Annotated in this window: 19 protein-coding genes; 7 read left to right on the forward strand and 12 right to left on the reverse strand. The window is 69.0% G+C overall.

The window, feature by feature from the left end:
* Nucleotides 1–55 precede the first annotated feature (55 nt).
* On the forward strand, nucleotides 56–316 hold the full coding sequence (locus HJG44_RS10215; RefSeq protein ID WP_171218286.1) for a hypothetical protein: 261 nt from the start codon (nucleotides 56–58) through the stop codon (nucleotides 314–316).
* Nucleotides 317–359: 43 nt separating this feature from the next.
* Here the strand turns inward: HJG44_RS10215 and HJG44_RS10220 are convergent, their stop codons facing one another.
* Genes HJG44_RS10220 through HJG44_RS10235 form a run of 4 tightly spaced genes read right to left on the reverse strand, consistent with a single transcriptional unit; the run spans nucleotide 360 to nucleotide 3537 of the window.
* Nucleotides 360–1190: a c-type cytochrome gene (locus HJG44_RS10220; protein ID WP_171218287.1), complete on the reverse strand. Its 831-nt coding sequence runs from the start codon at nucleotides 1188–1190 to the stop codon at nucleotides 360–362.
* Nucleotides 1191–1193: 3 nt separating this feature from the next.
* The gene (locus HJG44_RS10225) at nucleotides 1194–2822 is read right to left on the reverse strand and encodes a cbb3-type cytochrome c oxidase subunit I (protein WP_171218288.1); all 1629 of its coding nucleotides are present in this window, start codon (nucleotides 2820–2822) and stop codon (nucleotides 1194–1196) included.
* Nucleotides 2809–3351 (reverse strand): cupredoxin domain-containing protein, encoded by a 543-nt coding sequence (locus HJG44_RS10230; RefSeq protein ID WP_346767138.1) that lies wholly within the window; start codon nucleotides 3349–3351, stop codon nucleotides 2809–2811. Before HJG44_RS10230 ends, HJG44_RS10225 begins: the two co-directional genes overlap by 14 nt.
* 3 nt (nucleotides 3352–3354) lie before the next feature.
* Complete coding sequence (locus HJG44_RS10235; RefSeq protein WP_246736175.1) at nucleotides 3355–3537, reverse strand: hypothetical protein; 183 nt, start codon at nucleotides 3535–3537, stop codon at nucleotides 3355–3357.
* Between the two features lie 130 nt (nucleotides 3538–3667).
* On the opposite strand from HJG44_RS10235, the gene HJG44_RS10240 reads away from it, so the two are divergent.
* Both HJG44_RS10240 and HJG44_RS10245 read left to right on the forward strand, forming a co-directional pair.
* Entirely contained in the window at nucleotides 3668–4357 is a 690-nt protein-coding gene (locus HJG44_RS10240) for a Crp/Fnr family transcriptional regulator (protein WP_171218289.1), read from the forward strand.
* A 128-nt stretch (nucleotides 4358–4485) separates the two neighbouring features.
* Nucleotides 4486–4866: a SemiSWEET family sugar transporter gene (locus tag HJG44_RS10245; RefSeq protein WP_246736176.1), complete on the forward strand. Its 381-nt coding sequence runs from the start codon at nucleotides 4486–4488 to the stop codon at nucleotides 4864–4866.
* Here the strand turns inward: HJG44_RS10245 and HJG44_RS10250 are convergent.
* The 3 genes from HJG44_RS10250 to HJG44_RS10260 all read right to left on the reverse strand — a co-directional run bounded on the left by HJG44_RS10250 (nucleotide 4802) and on the right by HJG44_RS10260 (nucleotide 5976).
* A complete protein-coding gene (locus tag HJG44_RS10250; RefSeq protein ID WP_171218291.1) occupies nucleotides 4802–5149 on the reverse strand; it encodes a hypothetical protein in 348 nt (115 codons plus the stop codon). The genes HJG44_RS10245 and HJG44_RS10250 overlap by 65 nt on opposite strands.
* Before the next feature lie 24 nt (nucleotides 5150–5173).
* The gene (locus HJG44_RS10255) at nucleotides 5174–5464 is read right to left on the reverse strand and encodes a hypothetical protein (RefSeq protein WP_171218292.1); all 291 of its coding nucleotides are present in this window, start codon (nucleotides 5462–5464) and stop codon (nucleotides 5174–5176) included.
* A 101-nt stretch (nucleotides 5465–5565) separates the two neighbouring features.
* Nucleotides 5566–5976: an Ivy family c-type lysozyme inhibitor gene (locus HJG44_RS10260; protein ID WP_171218293.1), complete on the reverse strand. Its 411-nt coding sequence runs from the start codon at nucleotides 5974–5976 to the stop codon at nucleotides 5566–5568.
* A 114-nt stretch (nucleotides 5977–6090) separates the two neighbouring features.
* Here HJG44_RS10260 and HJG44_RS10265 point away from each other — a divergent pair, with 114 nt between their 5' ends.
* On the forward strand, nucleotides 6091–6372 hold the full coding sequence (locus HJG44_RS10265) for a PilZ domain-containing protein (RefSeq protein WP_171218294.1): 282 nt from the start codon (nucleotides 6091–6093) through the stop codon (nucleotides 6370–6372).
* Here HJG44_RS10265 and HJG44_RS10270 read toward each other — a convergent pair.
* Nucleotides 6360–6593, reverse strand: a complete 234-nt coding sequence (locus HJG44_RS10270; protein WP_171218295.1) for a hypothetical protein — start codon at nucleotides 6591–6593, stop codon at nucleotides 6360–6362. The genes HJG44_RS10265 and HJG44_RS10270 overlap by 13 nt on opposite strands.
* A 138-nt stretch (nucleotides 6594–6731) precedes the next feature.
* Between HJG44_RS10270 and HJG44_RS10275 the strand changes: the two genes are divergently transcribed.
* Nucleotides 6732–7388, forward strand: a complete 657-nt coding sequence (locus tag HJG44_RS10275) for a class II aldolase/adducin family protein (RefSeq protein WP_171218296.1) — start codon at nucleotides 6732–6734, stop codon at nucleotides 7386–7388.
* Between the two features lie 5 nt (nucleotides 7389–7393).
* On the opposite strand, the gene HJG44_RS10280 is transcribed toward HJG44_RS10275, so the two are convergent.
* From HJG44_RS10280 to HJG44_RS10295, 4 genes are read right to left on the reverse strand one after another with little or no spacing between them, the layout of a single operon-like run.
* Nucleotides 7394–8890: an AMP-binding protein gene (locus HJG44_RS10280; RefSeq protein WP_171218297.1), complete on the reverse strand. Its 1497-nt coding sequence runs from the start codon at nucleotides 8888–8890 to the stop codon at nucleotides 7394–7396.
* A 21-nt stretch (nucleotides 8891–8911) separates the two neighbouring features.
* Nucleotides 8912–10204 (reverse strand): TRAP transporter large permease, encoded by a 1293-nt coding sequence (locus HJG44_RS10285; protein WP_171218298.1) that lies wholly within the window; start codon nucleotides 10202–10204, stop codon nucleotides 8912–8914.
* Nucleotides 10201–10749 carry a TRAP transporter small permease gene (locus HJG44_RS10290; RefSeq protein WP_346767139.1) on the reverse strand — a complete coding sequence of 183 codons (549 nt, stop codon included), beginning with the start codon at nucleotides 10747–10749 and terminating at the stop codon, nucleotides 10201–10203. Before HJG44_RS10290 ends, HJG44_RS10285 begins: the two co-directional genes overlap by 4 nt.
* 59 nt (nucleotides 10750–10808) lie before the next feature.
* Nucleotides 10809–11846, reverse strand: coding sequence for a TRAP transporter substrate-binding protein (locus tag HJG44_RS10295; RefSeq protein WP_246736177.1), 1038 nt, complete (start codon nucleotides 11844–11846; stop codon nucleotides 10809–10811).
* Nucleotides 11847–12039: 193 nt separating this feature from the next.
* Here HJG44_RS10295 and HJG44_RS10300 point away from each other — a divergent pair, with 193 nt between their 5' ends.
* Both HJG44_RS10300 and HJG44_RS10305 read left to right on the forward strand, forming a co-directional pair.
* Nucleotides 12040–13293 (forward strand): CaiB/BaiF CoA transferase family protein, encoded by a 1254-nt coding sequence (locus HJG44_RS10300; protein ID WP_171218299.1) that lies wholly within the window; start codon nucleotides 12040–12042, stop codon nucleotides 13291–13293.
* A complete protein-coding gene (locus tag HJG44_RS10305) occupies nucleotides 13293–14459 on the forward strand; it encodes an acyl-CoA dehydrogenase family protein (RefSeq protein ID WP_171218300.1) in 1167 nt (388 codons plus the stop codon). The genes HJG44_RS10300 and HJG44_RS10305 overlap by 1 nt, the downstream gene beginning before the upstream one ends.
* The last annotated feature ends 5 nt before the right edge of the window (nucleotides 14460–14464 follow it).

The raw sequence follows: 14464 nt of genomic DNA on the forward strand, positions 1-14464 counted from the left end.
CCGGGCGGGCCGGAACCCCGGCCGGCGTGCCCCGTTTGGCTCCGAGGAGCCGACGATGCCGAAAACCCTTCTCGTGCTTGCCGCAGCGCTCGCGGCCGGGCCCGCGCTCGCCCAAAGCCCCGGCTCCGTGCCCCTGCGCGAGAACACGCCCAGTCCCGAGACGACGGTCAGCCGCCCCGATGCGCGCACGACCTCGCCGGACGTGACCGAGAGCGTGCGCCGCGATCCGAATGCCCGCAACCGCACCGACGGCCGGGTGTCCCCGCCGGCCGCGATCGATACGGGCGTGAAGGTGATCGCGCCCGAGAAGCGCTGAGAGCCCGGAAGGCGAACGGCGCGGCCTCGCGATTTCGCGGGGGCTACTGCCGCAACGTCGTCGAGTAGTAGCGCGCGAGGCGCGCGATCTCCCGGTCGGTAAGCTGCCGCGCGACGCTGCGCATGCGGTGATAGATGTCGTTCTTCCGCTCGCCGCTGCGGTAGAGCTGGAGCTGCGCGATCAGGTAGCCCTCGTTCTGGCCGACGAGGGAGGGGGTCTCGGTGGGGCCGCCGGCCCGTCGGCCATGGCAGGACGAGCAGGCAGGCAGATTGCGCGACTGGTCGCCCCGCTCGACGAGCCGGACGATCTCCTCGTCCCCGACCTGGGCGGTGGTGGGATCGATGGCCCCGGTGGTGAGGTACGCATAGTAGGCAGTGACGTCGATGAGCTGCCTGTCGTCCAGCGCCTTCGCGATGGGGGTCATCTGATCGTTGAAGCGGCTGTCGCTCCGATAGTCGTGAAGCTGCTTGTAGATCGCGAGCGCCGACTGGCCGGCGAGGTTCGGGTTGCGGTTGTCCGGCGCGAAGCCGCGCTCGCCATGGCAGGCGAAGCAGGTCTGGGACGCGATGGCCTCCCCGTTCCGCCGGTCGGCCTGTTCCAGGTCGCGGATGAGCTCGGCGCTCCAGGCCACCTGCGTGACCGGGATGGCCTGCGCGGCCGAGGGCGGCTGGGGCATCGCCGGGGAGCCTGCCTGGATGCCGAGCGCCCGGCAGATCGCGTCGAAGGCGCTGATCCCGGCATTCCGGCCCTGGACCACCGGCAGCACGATCATACCCAGGAGCAGCCCGGCCGCCGCGACGGACGCGATGGCCGCCGTCGCCCAGATGCGCCAGGGCTGGTCGAGGACCTTGGGGTCGGCGTCGGCGTGCTCCATGGCTCAGTTCCCCGCGACCGTGCGGTGGACGATGGCCTCCGGCGGGCTGTTCAGGAAGAACTGCGCGATGGGGAAGCCGTAGGCGAGAAGCATCAGGGCGGCCACCACCACATTCCACATGCGGAAGCCGTTGAGCGCGGCCGGCACCCGCACGGGCGGGTGCACGGCGAGCGCGTAGCGGATGTCGGGCAGCCGGGCGGCAAGCGGCGCCCGGTGCAGCCCGAAGAGGTTCCACAGGAACATCAGGCCGCTGACGAGAAGCACGAGCCCGCCGAGGAGGGAGACGACGACCCAGGGGCCCCAGCCCGCGATGTTCGGATCGGCGTAGTTGAACTCGGAGACGCGCCGCCACTGCCCCTGCAGGCCGAGATAGTGCCAGGGCAGCGTCATCACCATCATGCCGACGAACCACAGCCAGAGCTGGAGCCGCAGGGGCCGGTTCGACGCGAAGGCCCGGCCGGTGAGCGTCGGCCAGATCGCGTACGCGATGGCGAAGTACATGATCACGACGGTGCCGCCGAAGATCAGGTGGAAATGCGCGGTCACCCACGAGGTATTGTGCACCATCGCGTTCATGCCGTAGCTCATGTTGATCAGGCCGCCACCGCCGCCGAACCAGAGCATGAAGAAGGCGAGGCCTGTCGTGAGCACCATCGGGCGGTCCCAGGGCAGGGCCTTGATCCAGCCGAAGAGACCCGTGCCGCCGCGCATGCGCCCGGCAACCTCCATCGAGGCCGTGATCGTGAACACGGTGAGGAGCGTCGGGGCGGCGACGAGCGCCGTCAGCGTCATCTGCAGGAACTTGAACCCGGTCGATTGCTCCGGGTCCATGAACAGGTGGTGCATCCCGACCGGCAGGCTGTAGATCAGGAACAGGATGAAGGTGAGCCGGCCCATCGTGTCCGAGTAGAGCCGCCCTCCGGCCGCCTGCGGGGCCATCGTGTAGAAGGCGATGTAGGAGGGGATGAGCCAGAAATAGACGATGGCGTGCAGCGTCCAGGAGAAGAGCGTCCGCGACAGCCCGACATCGAGGGTGTCGACCCAGCCGAAGGCGGCGGGGATGACCTGGAACAGGAGCTCGGCCGCGACCCCGACCGTCGTCCAGAGCCACATCACCGCGTTCGCGACCGTGGCGAACATGGCGAGCGGAACCGGCTTGCCCGGATTCTCCCCCTTCCATTGCGCCATGGCGATGATCATGAGCGCGCACCACACCCACGACCCGACCACGACGAGAACGAGCCCGATATAGAAGAAGGGCGTCGCCGTGAGCGGCGGATAGAAGGTGTAGAGCACCGAGGCGCGGCCGGCGAAGATGGTCGCCGCCGCCAGCACGGAACCGGCGACGCCGAGCCAGAAGCCGGCCCAGCCCCAGGCCGGGAACGGCAGGGGGCGGCGGAGCGCCGTCTCGGCCACGAAATAGCCAAAGCCCATCACGACGAAGGTCGGCAGCACATAGGCCATCGACACGCCATGCGCCGTCACCGCCAGGAAGTAGTTGTCGGGAGTGTGCAGCGGCGCCGGGATAGGGCTCCTCGCCCACATCTGCCAGACGCCCAGAACCACCGCGACCCCGAACGCCGCGAAGGCGAGCCACATATGGGCGAGGGTCAGGCGCCTAGCGTGCGTCACAGCTCACCTTTCCATCCGCTCCCGGCCTGAACTCCGCTTCGGGCACGACCCGCACCGTCGCCCACATCTGGCTGTGCCCCAGCCCGCAATATTCGTGGCACGGCATCAGGAGGTCGCCGGTCTTCCGGAACACCGTATGCACCTGGGAGACGTAGCCCGGGACGATCATCGTGTTCACGTTCGTGCCCGTGACCAGGATGCCGTGGAGCACGTCCGGCGTGGAGAAGCGCAGCGTGACCGGCTTCCCCTCCGGGACGACGAGGCATTGCGGCACGAAGGCGAACTGCGTCGCGACCATGCGCACCGTCACCTGCCCGTTCGCCTCCACCTTCGTGCCGAGATTGGGCTCGGTGAACTCGCCCGTGAGGTGGAGCGTCTTGGGGTCGATATGCTCGATGTTGCTTGGTGGATTGATGTGCATCGCGAGGCCGGCATAGACGATCGCGACCATGATCACGCCGACGACGCCGGCCACGACGATCGCCCAGCCGATCTCGGTCCTCAGGATCTCCCGCTCGGTCGAGGCCACGGCTCAGCCCACCATGCCGCGGGGAAGGAACACGAAGGCGTAGATCAGGAGCCAGGCGAGCAGGAGAGAGCCGACCGCGACCCCGGCGACGGCCAGCGCTCCTCGGGGCGAGTCGCGCAGCGCCCGCTGCAGGGCGGCCTGCTCGGCGGGGTCTTCGCGATCCGCGGGCGGGGTGTCGGCTTCCAAACTCGTCTCCAGCAACACCGGGATGGCGGGCAGGTCAGCATGCGCCGGACCGTCGCGTCTTTGATCGACGTCAAAGAAGCGAACCTGAAGGTGTCGGATGACGGAGGCTCATCTCACCGGAAGTGTTTGAATGAGCACAGGCATTGGCCGTCACGCGGCGGCTTCCCGTCTCTTTTCGGACCTCGAACCCGAGGCGGTGGCGCTCATCCTGGCACGCGCCTCCCTCCTGCGGGTCGGCGAGGGTTCGCTCCTCGTGCGGCAGGGCGATCCTCCCGGGCAGCTGATGCTGCTCAATCGGGGACGCGCGAAGGTGTCTCGCGTAACCGATGACGGGCGGCAGGCCACCCTGCGCTTCATGGGAGCCGGCGAGCTGATCGGCTGCGCGGCGGTGTTCCGCAACTTCGCCTACCCGGCGAGCGTGTCGGCGGCGGAGCCGTGCGAGGTCCATAGCTGGCCCCGCGATCAGTTCATGAGCCTCATGGAGCGCCATCCCCGGCTCGCGGTGAACGCCCTGGTCGTCGTGAGCGGACAGCTGGAGGAGATGGCCCGGCGGGAGCTGGGCTTCGGGGCCGATCCGGTGCGCAAGCGCCTCGCGGCGGAACTGCTGCGGCTGGTCGGCTCCCGCGATACGCCCGAGGAGCAGGCCGTCGAGCTGCGCATGACGCGGCAGGATCTCGGCGAGCTCGTCGGAACGACGCTCTTCACGGTCAGCCGGATCCTGACCGCCTGGGCGCGCGAGGGCATCGTGGCGAGTGGCCGCGAGCGCGTCCTGGTGCGGGACCGCCCGAGGCTCGCCCGCATCGCCGCGGGCGAGGCATAGGTCATTACCGGACGTTCCTGCTGCTCGTGCGCCGCGGAGCAAGATCCGGCGCGGCGCGTTGCCGGCCTGCGCGGGCCTCGGCCCGGCAGAGGCCGCGAGCCGGGGGGAATGTCTTGGAGCTTTCGACCATGCTCGGGATCGCGGCCGCCGTCTGCTCGACGGCCAGCTTCGCCCCCCAGGCCTGGCGCGTCATCCGGACCCGGGACACGGAGGCGATCTCCAAGCGCATGTACCTGATCACGGTGATCGGCTTCGCGCTCTGGACGGCCTACGGCGCGACGCTGCGGCAATGGCCGCTGATCGTGCCGAACGCGATCTGCCTCGGGCTGTCCGCCTTCATACTGGCCATGAAGATCCTGCCCCGGCGCCAGGTGGAGCAGGTGGCCGAAACGCTCGGCGTCGAGCCGGAGAGGGAGGCGGCCGGGCCCGGCGACGGAGGCCGCCTCAGCCCCTGTCCTCCCTCGTCTCCCCGGGCGGGAAGACCGGCCGGAGATCGAGCCTGGCGATGATCTCGGCCCGGCGGCTCTCGCAGGCGGCGAGCCGCTCGCGCAGGCGCTCCAGGCTCGTGCGGTTCGAGCCCAGGAGCACGATGCCGCCGAGGGCCGCCGCGACCGCGAGGACGAGGAGCGCGGGGGAGGCGCCGGCGAGGCCCGTGACCAGGACGGCGAGGAGCGCAAGGCCGCCCGCGATCATGGCCCTGGCAAGGAGCGACAGCTTGCGGCAGTCTTCGATGCGCTCGGCGAGGCTCTCGATCTCCTCCTCGAGCTGCGCCACCTGTTCGTGGGCCGGCATGGCGCAGGCTCCTCGAGGTCCGCGTCAGCGCGGCCGGTCGGCCGCCAGGATCGCCTTCAGCCGGCCCCGGTCGAGCGCGCGGTCCGGCTTGAGCGCGATCCTTCCCTCGGGCTGGACGGGCGGCTTCATGGAGACGAGCCGGTCGAGCCCCCCGCGGTCGAGGAAGCCGCGGGCGCTCCAGTCGGCGAGCGCGGCCATGATCGCGATGACGAGACCCGCGATGGTCGCCCGCCCGGCCAGGCGGGCGATGCCGCGCCGCGACAGGTCGGGCCGCAGCGGCTCGATCCAGGAGCGCCAGCCCGTGCCGGGCGGCATCGGGGCGGGCTCTCGGCGGGGATGCGGGGCTTTTCTGCGGGGCTCGGGCACCGAGGGAGAGTGCCTCGAACTGGTTTAAGCGAGGTTTTCGCGCCCGCAGCTCAGCGCGGGATGGACAGGATCTCCTTCAGCAGGCGGCGCTCCTCGGCCGTCGAGCGGCCATAGACCTCGACCCGGCCCTCCGTGCGCTCGTCCGACTTGACCACGACCACGGCGCGGGAGCCGTCGAGGGCGGCCATGAAGGCGAGGGCGTTCTGCCCGCAATCATGCGGCTTGCAGGAGAAGCCGATCACATAGGCCTTCCCGCTCCGCTGGACGATCTGCACCGGTTCCGAGACGCCGTCCAGGATCCGGATCCAGGGATCCGCCTCGAAGCCTTTCGGTAGCACGGCCTGGTAGGCCGCGAAGGCCTGCGGGCGCCGCGCGTGCAGGGTATGCGCGGTCTCGATCTCCGCGGCGGGCACCGGCGCGGCGAGGCAGAGCGACAACAGAAGGAAATCGGCGCGCCGCAAGGGAGGGTCTCCGACACGACGGCGAAGATGCGGGATCGCTTGCATTGAGGCAATCGGCGTGAAGAGACCTTAAGCGGCTTTCCGCCAGGATGGCCCGACACCGCACGAGGCCGCATGTTCGGACTGTTTCGAGCCAAGTCCCACCGCGATTCGGGGCGCGAGCGCAGGCAGGCGGAACGCGTTCCGGTGCGCGTCCCGGCGACGATCGTCATCTCCAAGGACAAGTCGCTGCCCTGCCGGACCATGAACGTCTCCACGAGCGGCGCCAAGCTCGACCTGCCGCGCGACCGCATGCTGCCGAGCGAGTTCGAGGTGGTGATCCCCGCCCGCAAGCTGCGGCGCCGCGCCAAGCTGGTCTGGCGCAACGAGGACAGCCTCGGAGTTCAGTTCATCTGAGGCACGCCCGCGCCTCCGGCCGACCGGCCGGAGATCGCCCCTGACCCGGTGTCATCCTCGGAGGCGAGCCCACGGTCGTAGGCCTCGGCCAGGCCGAGCATCACATGCGCCTCCTCGGGGGAGAGCCCCTCGAGCTTGAGGCCGCCGAAATGGGCGACCCGTCGCCGCTCCGTGTCGACCACGAGCCAGCCATCGTCCTTCATGCCCAGCCGATAGCGCATGGCCGGAACTCACCATGAGTCGGCCGCGGCCGAGAAGCGGCCCGGCACGGAAACCACAACTTTCGCTCGCATCGGCGCGGCTCTCGGGCATGGACAGGGCTCGAAGGCGGTGCGAAGCCTCGGCCGGGAGGATGTCCGGTGACCGCGACCGATCTCACCAGCGCCCGGACCGGGCTCGTCGCCGCCTATCGCCGGCTCGCCGGAGAGGGCCTGCTGCCGCTGAGCGCCGGCAATCTGAGCGTCAGGGCAGGGGACATGATGGTGGTCACCCCGACCGGCGCCGATGCGTCCGTCCGGGAGGAGGAACTCGTGCCGATGACGATGGCCGGCGACGTCGACGGCCCGGGCGTGCCGACGAGCGAATGGGCCATGCATGCGGCCATCTACGCGGCGCGGCCGGACATCGCGGCCATCGTCCATACGCATAGCGATGCCTGCACGGCGCTCTCGTGTCTGCGCCGGCCGTTGCCGGCCTTCCACTACATGGTCGCGCTGTTCGGGGGCGAGGACGTGCCCTGCACGCCCTATGCGCATTTCGGCTCGCCGGAGCTGGGCCGGCTCGCGGCCGAGGCCCTGCGCGAGCGCACGGCCTGCCTTCTCGCCAATCATGGCATGATCTGCTGCGGACCGACGCTCGCGGCGGCCACGAAGGGAGCGCTCACGCTCGAGATGCTGGCCCGCCAGTACATCCTGGCATGTCAGGCGGGGGATCCGGTCCTGCTCGGCCCGGACGAGATGGCGGAGGCGAAACGCCGCTTCGGGTATTACGGGCGCAGCCGCATCCCGAATGCGTAGGCGCCTCAGCCGAGCCGGAGCCGCAGGTCGCGCTTGAGCACCTTGCCGTAGCTGTTCTTCGGCAGCGTCTCGACCCAGCGGTAGCTCTTCGGCCGCTTGAACCGGGCGATCCGCGCGAGGCAATGCGCGTCGAGCGCCTCGTGGGTGAGCGAGGCTCCCGTGCGCGGCACCACGAAGGCCACGACGACCTCGCCCCATTCCGGATCCGGGGCGCCGACCACGCAGACCTCCTCGACATCGGGATGGGTGAGGAGCGCCTCCTCCACCTCGCGCGGATAGATGTTCGTGCCTCCGCTGATGACGACGTCCTTGGAGCGGTCGCGCAGCGTCAGGCAGCCGGTCTCGTCCATGGATCCGACATCGCCGGTGAACAGCCAGCCGTCGTGGATCGTCTGCGCCGTCGCTTCCGGGTTGCGCCAATAGCCGGACATGAGGATGTCGCCGCGGCAGACGACCTCGCCGACCTCGCCGGGCGGCAGCGTCCTGCCGTCCGGGCCGGCGACCCGCACCTCGACGCCGCTCCTCGCCCAGCCGACCGAGCCGAGGACGGCGTCGGACGCGCCGGCATGCTCGCGCCGGCTCAGGCCCGTGATGGTCATGGGCGCCTCGCCCTGGCCGTAGAGCTGGGCGAAGACCTCGCCGAACACGGCTCGGGCCTTCTTCAGCTCCTCGACATACATCGGCCCCCCGCCATAGACGACGGAGCGCAGGTGCCTCGGGCTCCGCCCCCGCTCTTCTGCCGCCCGGCGGATACGCTGGACCATGGTCGGCGCCAGGAAGGCGGCGCAGCCCCGGTGGACGTCGCAGAGGTCCAGGAACTCGTCGGGCTCGAAGGAGGACGAGGCCGGAACCACCTGCGCGGCCCCGCGGGAGAGATAGGGCAGGATGTAGAGCCCCGAGCCGTGGCTCATCGGAGCGCCATGGATGAGGCAGGTGGTCTCGTCCGGATCGTCGAGGTCCGCCAGATGCGAGAGCGTCATCGCCATGAGGCTGCGATGCGACAGCATCGCGCCCTTGGAGCGTCCCGTGGTGCCGCTCGTGTAGAACAGCCAGGCGAGGTCCTGCGGCGCCACGCTGGCGCATGCGAGAGGTTCGGCGGCGAGAAGCTCGGCGTAATCCGCCTCCGAGATCACGATGGCGGCTGCCGGCGCGCCTCCCTCCGCCGCGAGGGCCCTGGCGAGCTTGGGGGAGGCAAAGAGCGCCGCGACCTCCGCGTCCTCCAGGACGGCCCGGATCTCCTTCGGGTGCAGCTTGGCGTTCACCGGCACGGCAGCGCAGCCGGCGGCCCAGATCCCGAAGAGGAGCTCGACATATTCGGGCCGGTTTTCGCTGGCGAGGGCGAAGCGCGAGCCCTGCGGCCAGCGGCGGCGCAGCCCGCCCGCGATGCCGAGCGCGCGGCGGCGGATCTCGGCGAAGCTCGCGACGGGCTCCGTTCCCGAGAACAATCCGGGCCGGTCGCCGAAGCGGGCCGCGGCGCGGTCGAGGCAGGTGAAGACGTTCATCGGGTACGAGCGCTGGCGGCCTCAATGCACCATCATCTTGGACGGGAGCCAGAGGATGATGTCCGGAAAGGCGGTGAGGATCGCGATCGCGACCAGATGCGCGATGAAGTGCGGCAGCGAGCCGTGGAACACTTCGCCGACCGGCCTCCCGGAATAGCGCGCCACCACGAAGCAGTTCAGGCCGATAGGCGGGGTAATCATGCCGATCTCGGCCGTCACGATCTTCACGATACCGAACCAGAGCGGGTCGAAGCCGAGCGTCTTGATGAGCGGCACCACGATCGGCACGGTCAGGACCAGGATCGCGATCTGGTCCATGAACATGCCCAGGATGATGTAGCCGAACAGGATGACGGCCATGATCAGCCAGCGTGACACCTCCAGCGCGCCGACCCAGGCCACGAGGTTTTGCGTGACCTGCGTGAGAGTGAAGAAATAGCCGAAGATGTGCGCCCCGAGCAGGATCATGGCGATCATGCAGCTGCCATGGGCGGCGCGGAGCAGCGTTCTCGGCAGCGTGGCGCGGTTCACCTTTCCGTACCAGCACGCGATGCCGAAAGCGCCCGCGGCGCCGAGAGCCGAGGCCTCGGTCGGCGTCGCGACCCCCGTATAGATCACGCCCGTCACCATCCCGAACAGGATCACCATCGGGGCGACGACCCGCAGCATGCGGAACTTCTCGGCCCAGGAGACGGGCCCGGCTTCGGGCGCACGGCTCGGGTCCTGCCAGACCAGGAACCAGACGGTCGCCATGATGGTGAGGGTGACGAGGATTCCCGGGATGATCCCGCCGATCAGGAGGCCGCCGATATTCACCTCGGCGAGAAGGCCGTAGATGACGAGCGCGACGCTGGGCGGGATGAGCATCGCGAGCGTGCCCGAGATGGCGACGACGCCGGCGGCCATCTTGGGTTCGTAGCCCTGCTTCAGCATCGCGGGCAGGCTGGTCGACGAGAGCGTCGCGGCCGAAGCCGTGCTCGTCCCGCAGATCGCCCCGAAGCCGGCCCCTGCGAGTGCGGTCGCCATCGCGAGACCGCCGCGCACCCGGCCCATCCAGGCGGCGGTGGCGCGGAACAGGTCGTCCGCGACGCCGCTCAGCAGGACGAGCTCCGCCATGAGGAGGAACATCGGGATGGTGATGAGCTCGTAGGAGCTGACCGTCGAGAGCGGCGCGGTCTGCAGGATGCCCGACACCATCGGCATGCCGCCGACCATGTAGAGCCCGACGACGCCGGATACAGCCATCGCGAAGCCGACAGGCGTTCCGATCGCAAGCAGGACGAAGAGCGCACCGAGACCGACAGCGACGCTCATTCGAACGACTCCTGCCCGTGATGGGCGCCGCGCCGCAGCGGGATCAGGTCGCGGCCCGTGAGGAGCGAGCCGAGATGGCCGGCGAAGTCGATGGCAAGACGGACCGCCAGCAGGCCGCAGCCGAAGGGAACGAGGGCCAGCGCCGGCCAGGTCGGCCAGGGGATCGCCCCGGCCAGAACGTCGCCCTGCTCGAAGGCGTCCGCCATGCGGTGCCAGCCGACCCAGGCGATCAGGACGAAGACGGCGAAGCTGACGGCGGTCGTGACCAGCTCCGTCACCCGGAACGGCTTCGGCGGGAGCGTCTGCTGCAGGATGTCGACGCTGACATGCGCCCCGGCCAGATAGGCGTGCGACAGGACCAGGAAGAAGACCGCCGCCATGAGGTAGAGCGAGATCAGGTCGTAGGCCCAGCCGAAGGGGCTGTTGAAGACGTAGCGCATGAATACGTCGGCCGCGACGATCACCATGATCGCGAACATGAAGGCGGCAGCGATCCAGGTCGCGGCCTGTTCGACGAGCCGCAACACGCTATGGAGGGCTTTCACGTGGATGCTCCGGGGCCGGACCGGCCTATGGCCTGTATGGGTTCAGGGTGGGTCGGCGCCTATTTCGCGGGCTGCTCGGCGACCGCCTTGCGGAATTCGGCAAGCACGGCGCTTCCCTTCCGGCCGCGTCCGTCCAGGCCCTGCGCCCATTTGCTCGCGACGTCCTTCAGCATCTCGTCCAGCTTGCTGCGGAACTCCGGCGACACGGGCGTGAACTGAACCCCGGCCTCGACGAGCTTCTGCTTGGTCTCTGCTTCCTGGCGGTCCACCGCCGCGCAAGCGACGGGTACGATCTCCTGCGAGACGTCCTGGATGACCTTCCTCACGTCCGCCGGAAGCGCGTTCCACGAGGCGTCGCTGATCGAATAGGCGACGATGAAGCTCGAGAAGTTCGCTCCCTCGGTCGAGTAGCGCACGATCTTCTCGACGTTATAGGAAACGACGCTGTCGAGCGGGAACACCACCCCGTCCAGCGTCCCTCGGGAGAGCGACTCGTAGGTGTCCGGGGCGGCCATGCGCACCGGCACGGCGCCGATCGTCCGGACCGTGAGGTCCTGCGCGCCCCCCGTGGTGCGCAGCTTGAGCCCGCGGATATCCTGTTCCGTCTTCACCGGGTTCTTCACGGTGAGGATCTGGTAGGGCGGAAGCGCGACCGCCACCAGCAGCCGGATCTTGTTCGGCGCGTAATCCTGCGCCGCGATCGTGCCCTCGCGCGCCACCTTCCAGTAGGCCATCGTGCCCTGGCAGCTCGTCTCGAAGCTTCCGGGAAGCATGGCCGCCTCCGAATGCGGCATCTTCTCCGACACGTAGGCGGGCGCGACATAGCCGATATTCGTGACGCCGGTCTGGGTCAGCGTCAGCATGTCGGCGGCCTTCCCGAGCTGCTGGCTCGGGAAGTACTCGAAGGTCACGGCGCCGTTGGTGCGCTTGGTGACCTCGGCCATCCAGGGCTGGATGATCAGCTTCGTCAGGTAGTGGCCGCTCGGGAATGAATCCGCGACCCGGAGCTTGATCGGGTCAGCCGCCGCCGCAGGCCCTGCCGTCATCAGGCCCAGCGCCGCGCAGAGCGGAACGAGGCCGGGATACCGCTTCGACATGGGATTCCTCCGGTGCGCTTGCTTGGCCGGGCATTGCGGCTCGGTCTGAACAAAACGTACATATGGGTGAATAGATGCGTCAAGCGGTGTGAGAACCGATTGGGAAGATCTTGCAATGCAGCAGGTTATGCTGCGTTGCAGAAGGGGAGCTTAGGTTGACACTCGTCGAAGGTTGAAACAGTTGTTCATCACTATGAACGAAATTCCGCCCGGACCTCTCGCCGGAATCCGCGTCCTGGACCTCACCTCAGTCCTGATGGGGCCCTTTGCGACCCTGCAATTGGGAGATCTTGGGGCGGACGTGATCAAGGTCGAGCCGCCCGAGGGAGACATCGTCCGGGAGATCGGGCCCGGGCGCGGCCCGAAGATGGGCGGGATGTTCCTGCACACGAACAGGAGCAAGCGAAGCATCGTCATCGACCTGAAGCGGCCGGAAGGCCGCGACGCGCTTCTCCGGCTGGCCGCGACCGCGGATGTCATGATCTTCAACATGCGGCCCAAGGCGCTGGCCCGACTGGGGCTGGATTACGGCAGCGTCCGGGCGGTCCGGCCGGACATCGTCTTCGTCGGCCTCGTGGGCTTCGGCCAGGAGGGCCCCTACGCGGCGAGGCCGGCCTATGACGACCTGATCCAGGGCGCCTCCGGGGTTCCCGCGCTGGTCGCCGCCGCATCCGACGGCACGCCCCGCTACGTCCCGGTGAACATCGCCGATCGGGTCGTCGGCCTCTTCGCCGTTCAGGCGATCCTCGCCGCCCTGTTCCATCGCCAGCGCACGGGGGAGGGGCAGGAGATCGAGGTCCCGATGTTCGAGACGATGACGGGCTTCGTGCTCGGCGACCATCTCGGAGGGCTGACCTACCGGCCGCCGCTCGACGCGGGCGGCTACGCCCGCCTGATGTCCCGCCATCGCCGGCCGTACCAGACCGCGGACGGGCATATCTGCGTCCTGATCTACACCGACAAGCAGTGGCGCAGCTTCTTCGCGGCCGTCGGCAGCCCCGACCTGATCGAGGATCCGCGGTTCAGGAACCTCAAGGCGCGCTTGCGCCATATCGACGAGGTCTACGGCGAGGCCGGCCGGATCTTCCGCACGCGCACGACCGCCGAATGGCGCGACGTGCTGGAGCGCGCCGACATCCCGAACATGCCCATGCACACGCTCGCCACCATCCAGGACGATCCGCATCTGAAAGCGGTCGGGTTCTTCGAGGCCGCCGAGCATCCGGCAGAGGGGCCCGTCGTCTCGATGCGCGTGCCGTCCCGCTGGTCGCGAACCCAGCCGAGGGCAGGGCGCCCCGCGCCGAGGCTCGGAGAGCACAGCCGCGAGGTCCTGGCGGAGGCGGGCTTCCCCGACCGGGAGATCGCGGCGCTCGTGGCCGGCGGGGCCGTCCGGGAGGGCGGGACCGTTCCCGAAGAGATGAGTGACAGGCAGGAGGAAGCCGTCTGATGGATTTCGCGCTCGCGCCCGAACAGGAGGCCATCCAGGAAGCCGTCGGCGCGATCTGCGCCCGCTTCGACGACGCGTATTGGCATCGCCGCGACCAGGAAGGAGGCTTCCCGACCGACTTCTACGACGCGATGGCCGAGGGCGGCTGGCTCGGCATCTGCGTGCCGGAGGAATATGGCGGGTCGGGCCTCGGGGTCACGGAAGCCGCCATCATGATGCGCACGATCGCGGAATCGGGCGCCGGCATGTCGGGCGCCTCCGCCGTCCACATCAACGTCTTCGGCCTGAACCCGGTCGTGGTCTTCGGCACCGAGGAGCAGAAGCGGCGCATGCTGCCGCCGATGGTGCAGGGCCGGGAGAAGGCCTGTTTCGCGGTCACCGAGCCGAATACGGGACTCAACACGACGCAGCTCAAGACCCGCGCGGTGAGGCGCGGCGACCGCTACGTCGTGAACGGGCAGAAGGTCTGGATCTCGACCGCCCAGGTCGCCCACAAGATCCTGCTCCTCGCCCGCACGACCCCGCTGGAAGAGGCCAGGAAGCCTACCCAGGGCCTGACGCTGTTCTACACGGATTTCGACCGCAGCCGGATCAAGGTGCACGAGATCGAGAAGATGGGCCGCAAGGCCGTCGACTCGAACGAGCTCTTCATCGAGGATTTCGAGATCCCGGAGGAGGACCGGATCGGCGAGGAGGGGCGGGGCTTCGAGTACATCCTGCACGGGATGAACCCGGAGCGGGTGCTGATCGCGGCCGAAGCCGTCGGGCTCGGCCGCCTCGCATTGTCGCGGGCGACGGCCTATGCGAAGGAGCGCATCGTCTTCAACCGGCCGATCGGCCAGAACCAGGCGATCCAGCACCCGCTCGCCGTGAACTGGATGGAGCTCGAGGCCGCCTGGCTGATGATCATGTCCGCGGCCTGGCAATACGACAAAGGCCTGCCCTGCGGCGCGGCCGCGAATGCCGCGAAATATCTGGCCGGCGAGGCCGGGTTCAACGCCTGCCAGCAGGCCGTCATGACGCATGGCGGCTTCGGCTATGCCAAGGAGTACCATGTCGAGCGCTACCTGCGCGAAGTGATGGTTCCCCGGATCGCGCCGATCAGCCCGCAGCTCGTGCTCTGCTTCATCGCCGAGCGCGTGCTCGGTCTCCCGAAATCATACTGAGCTCG

Source organism: Enterovirga aerilata, from assembly GCF_013044135.1.
Taxonomy (GTDB): Bacteria; Pseudomonadota; Alphaproteobacteria; order Rhizobiales; family Beijerinckiaceae; genus Enterovirga; species Enterovirga aerilata.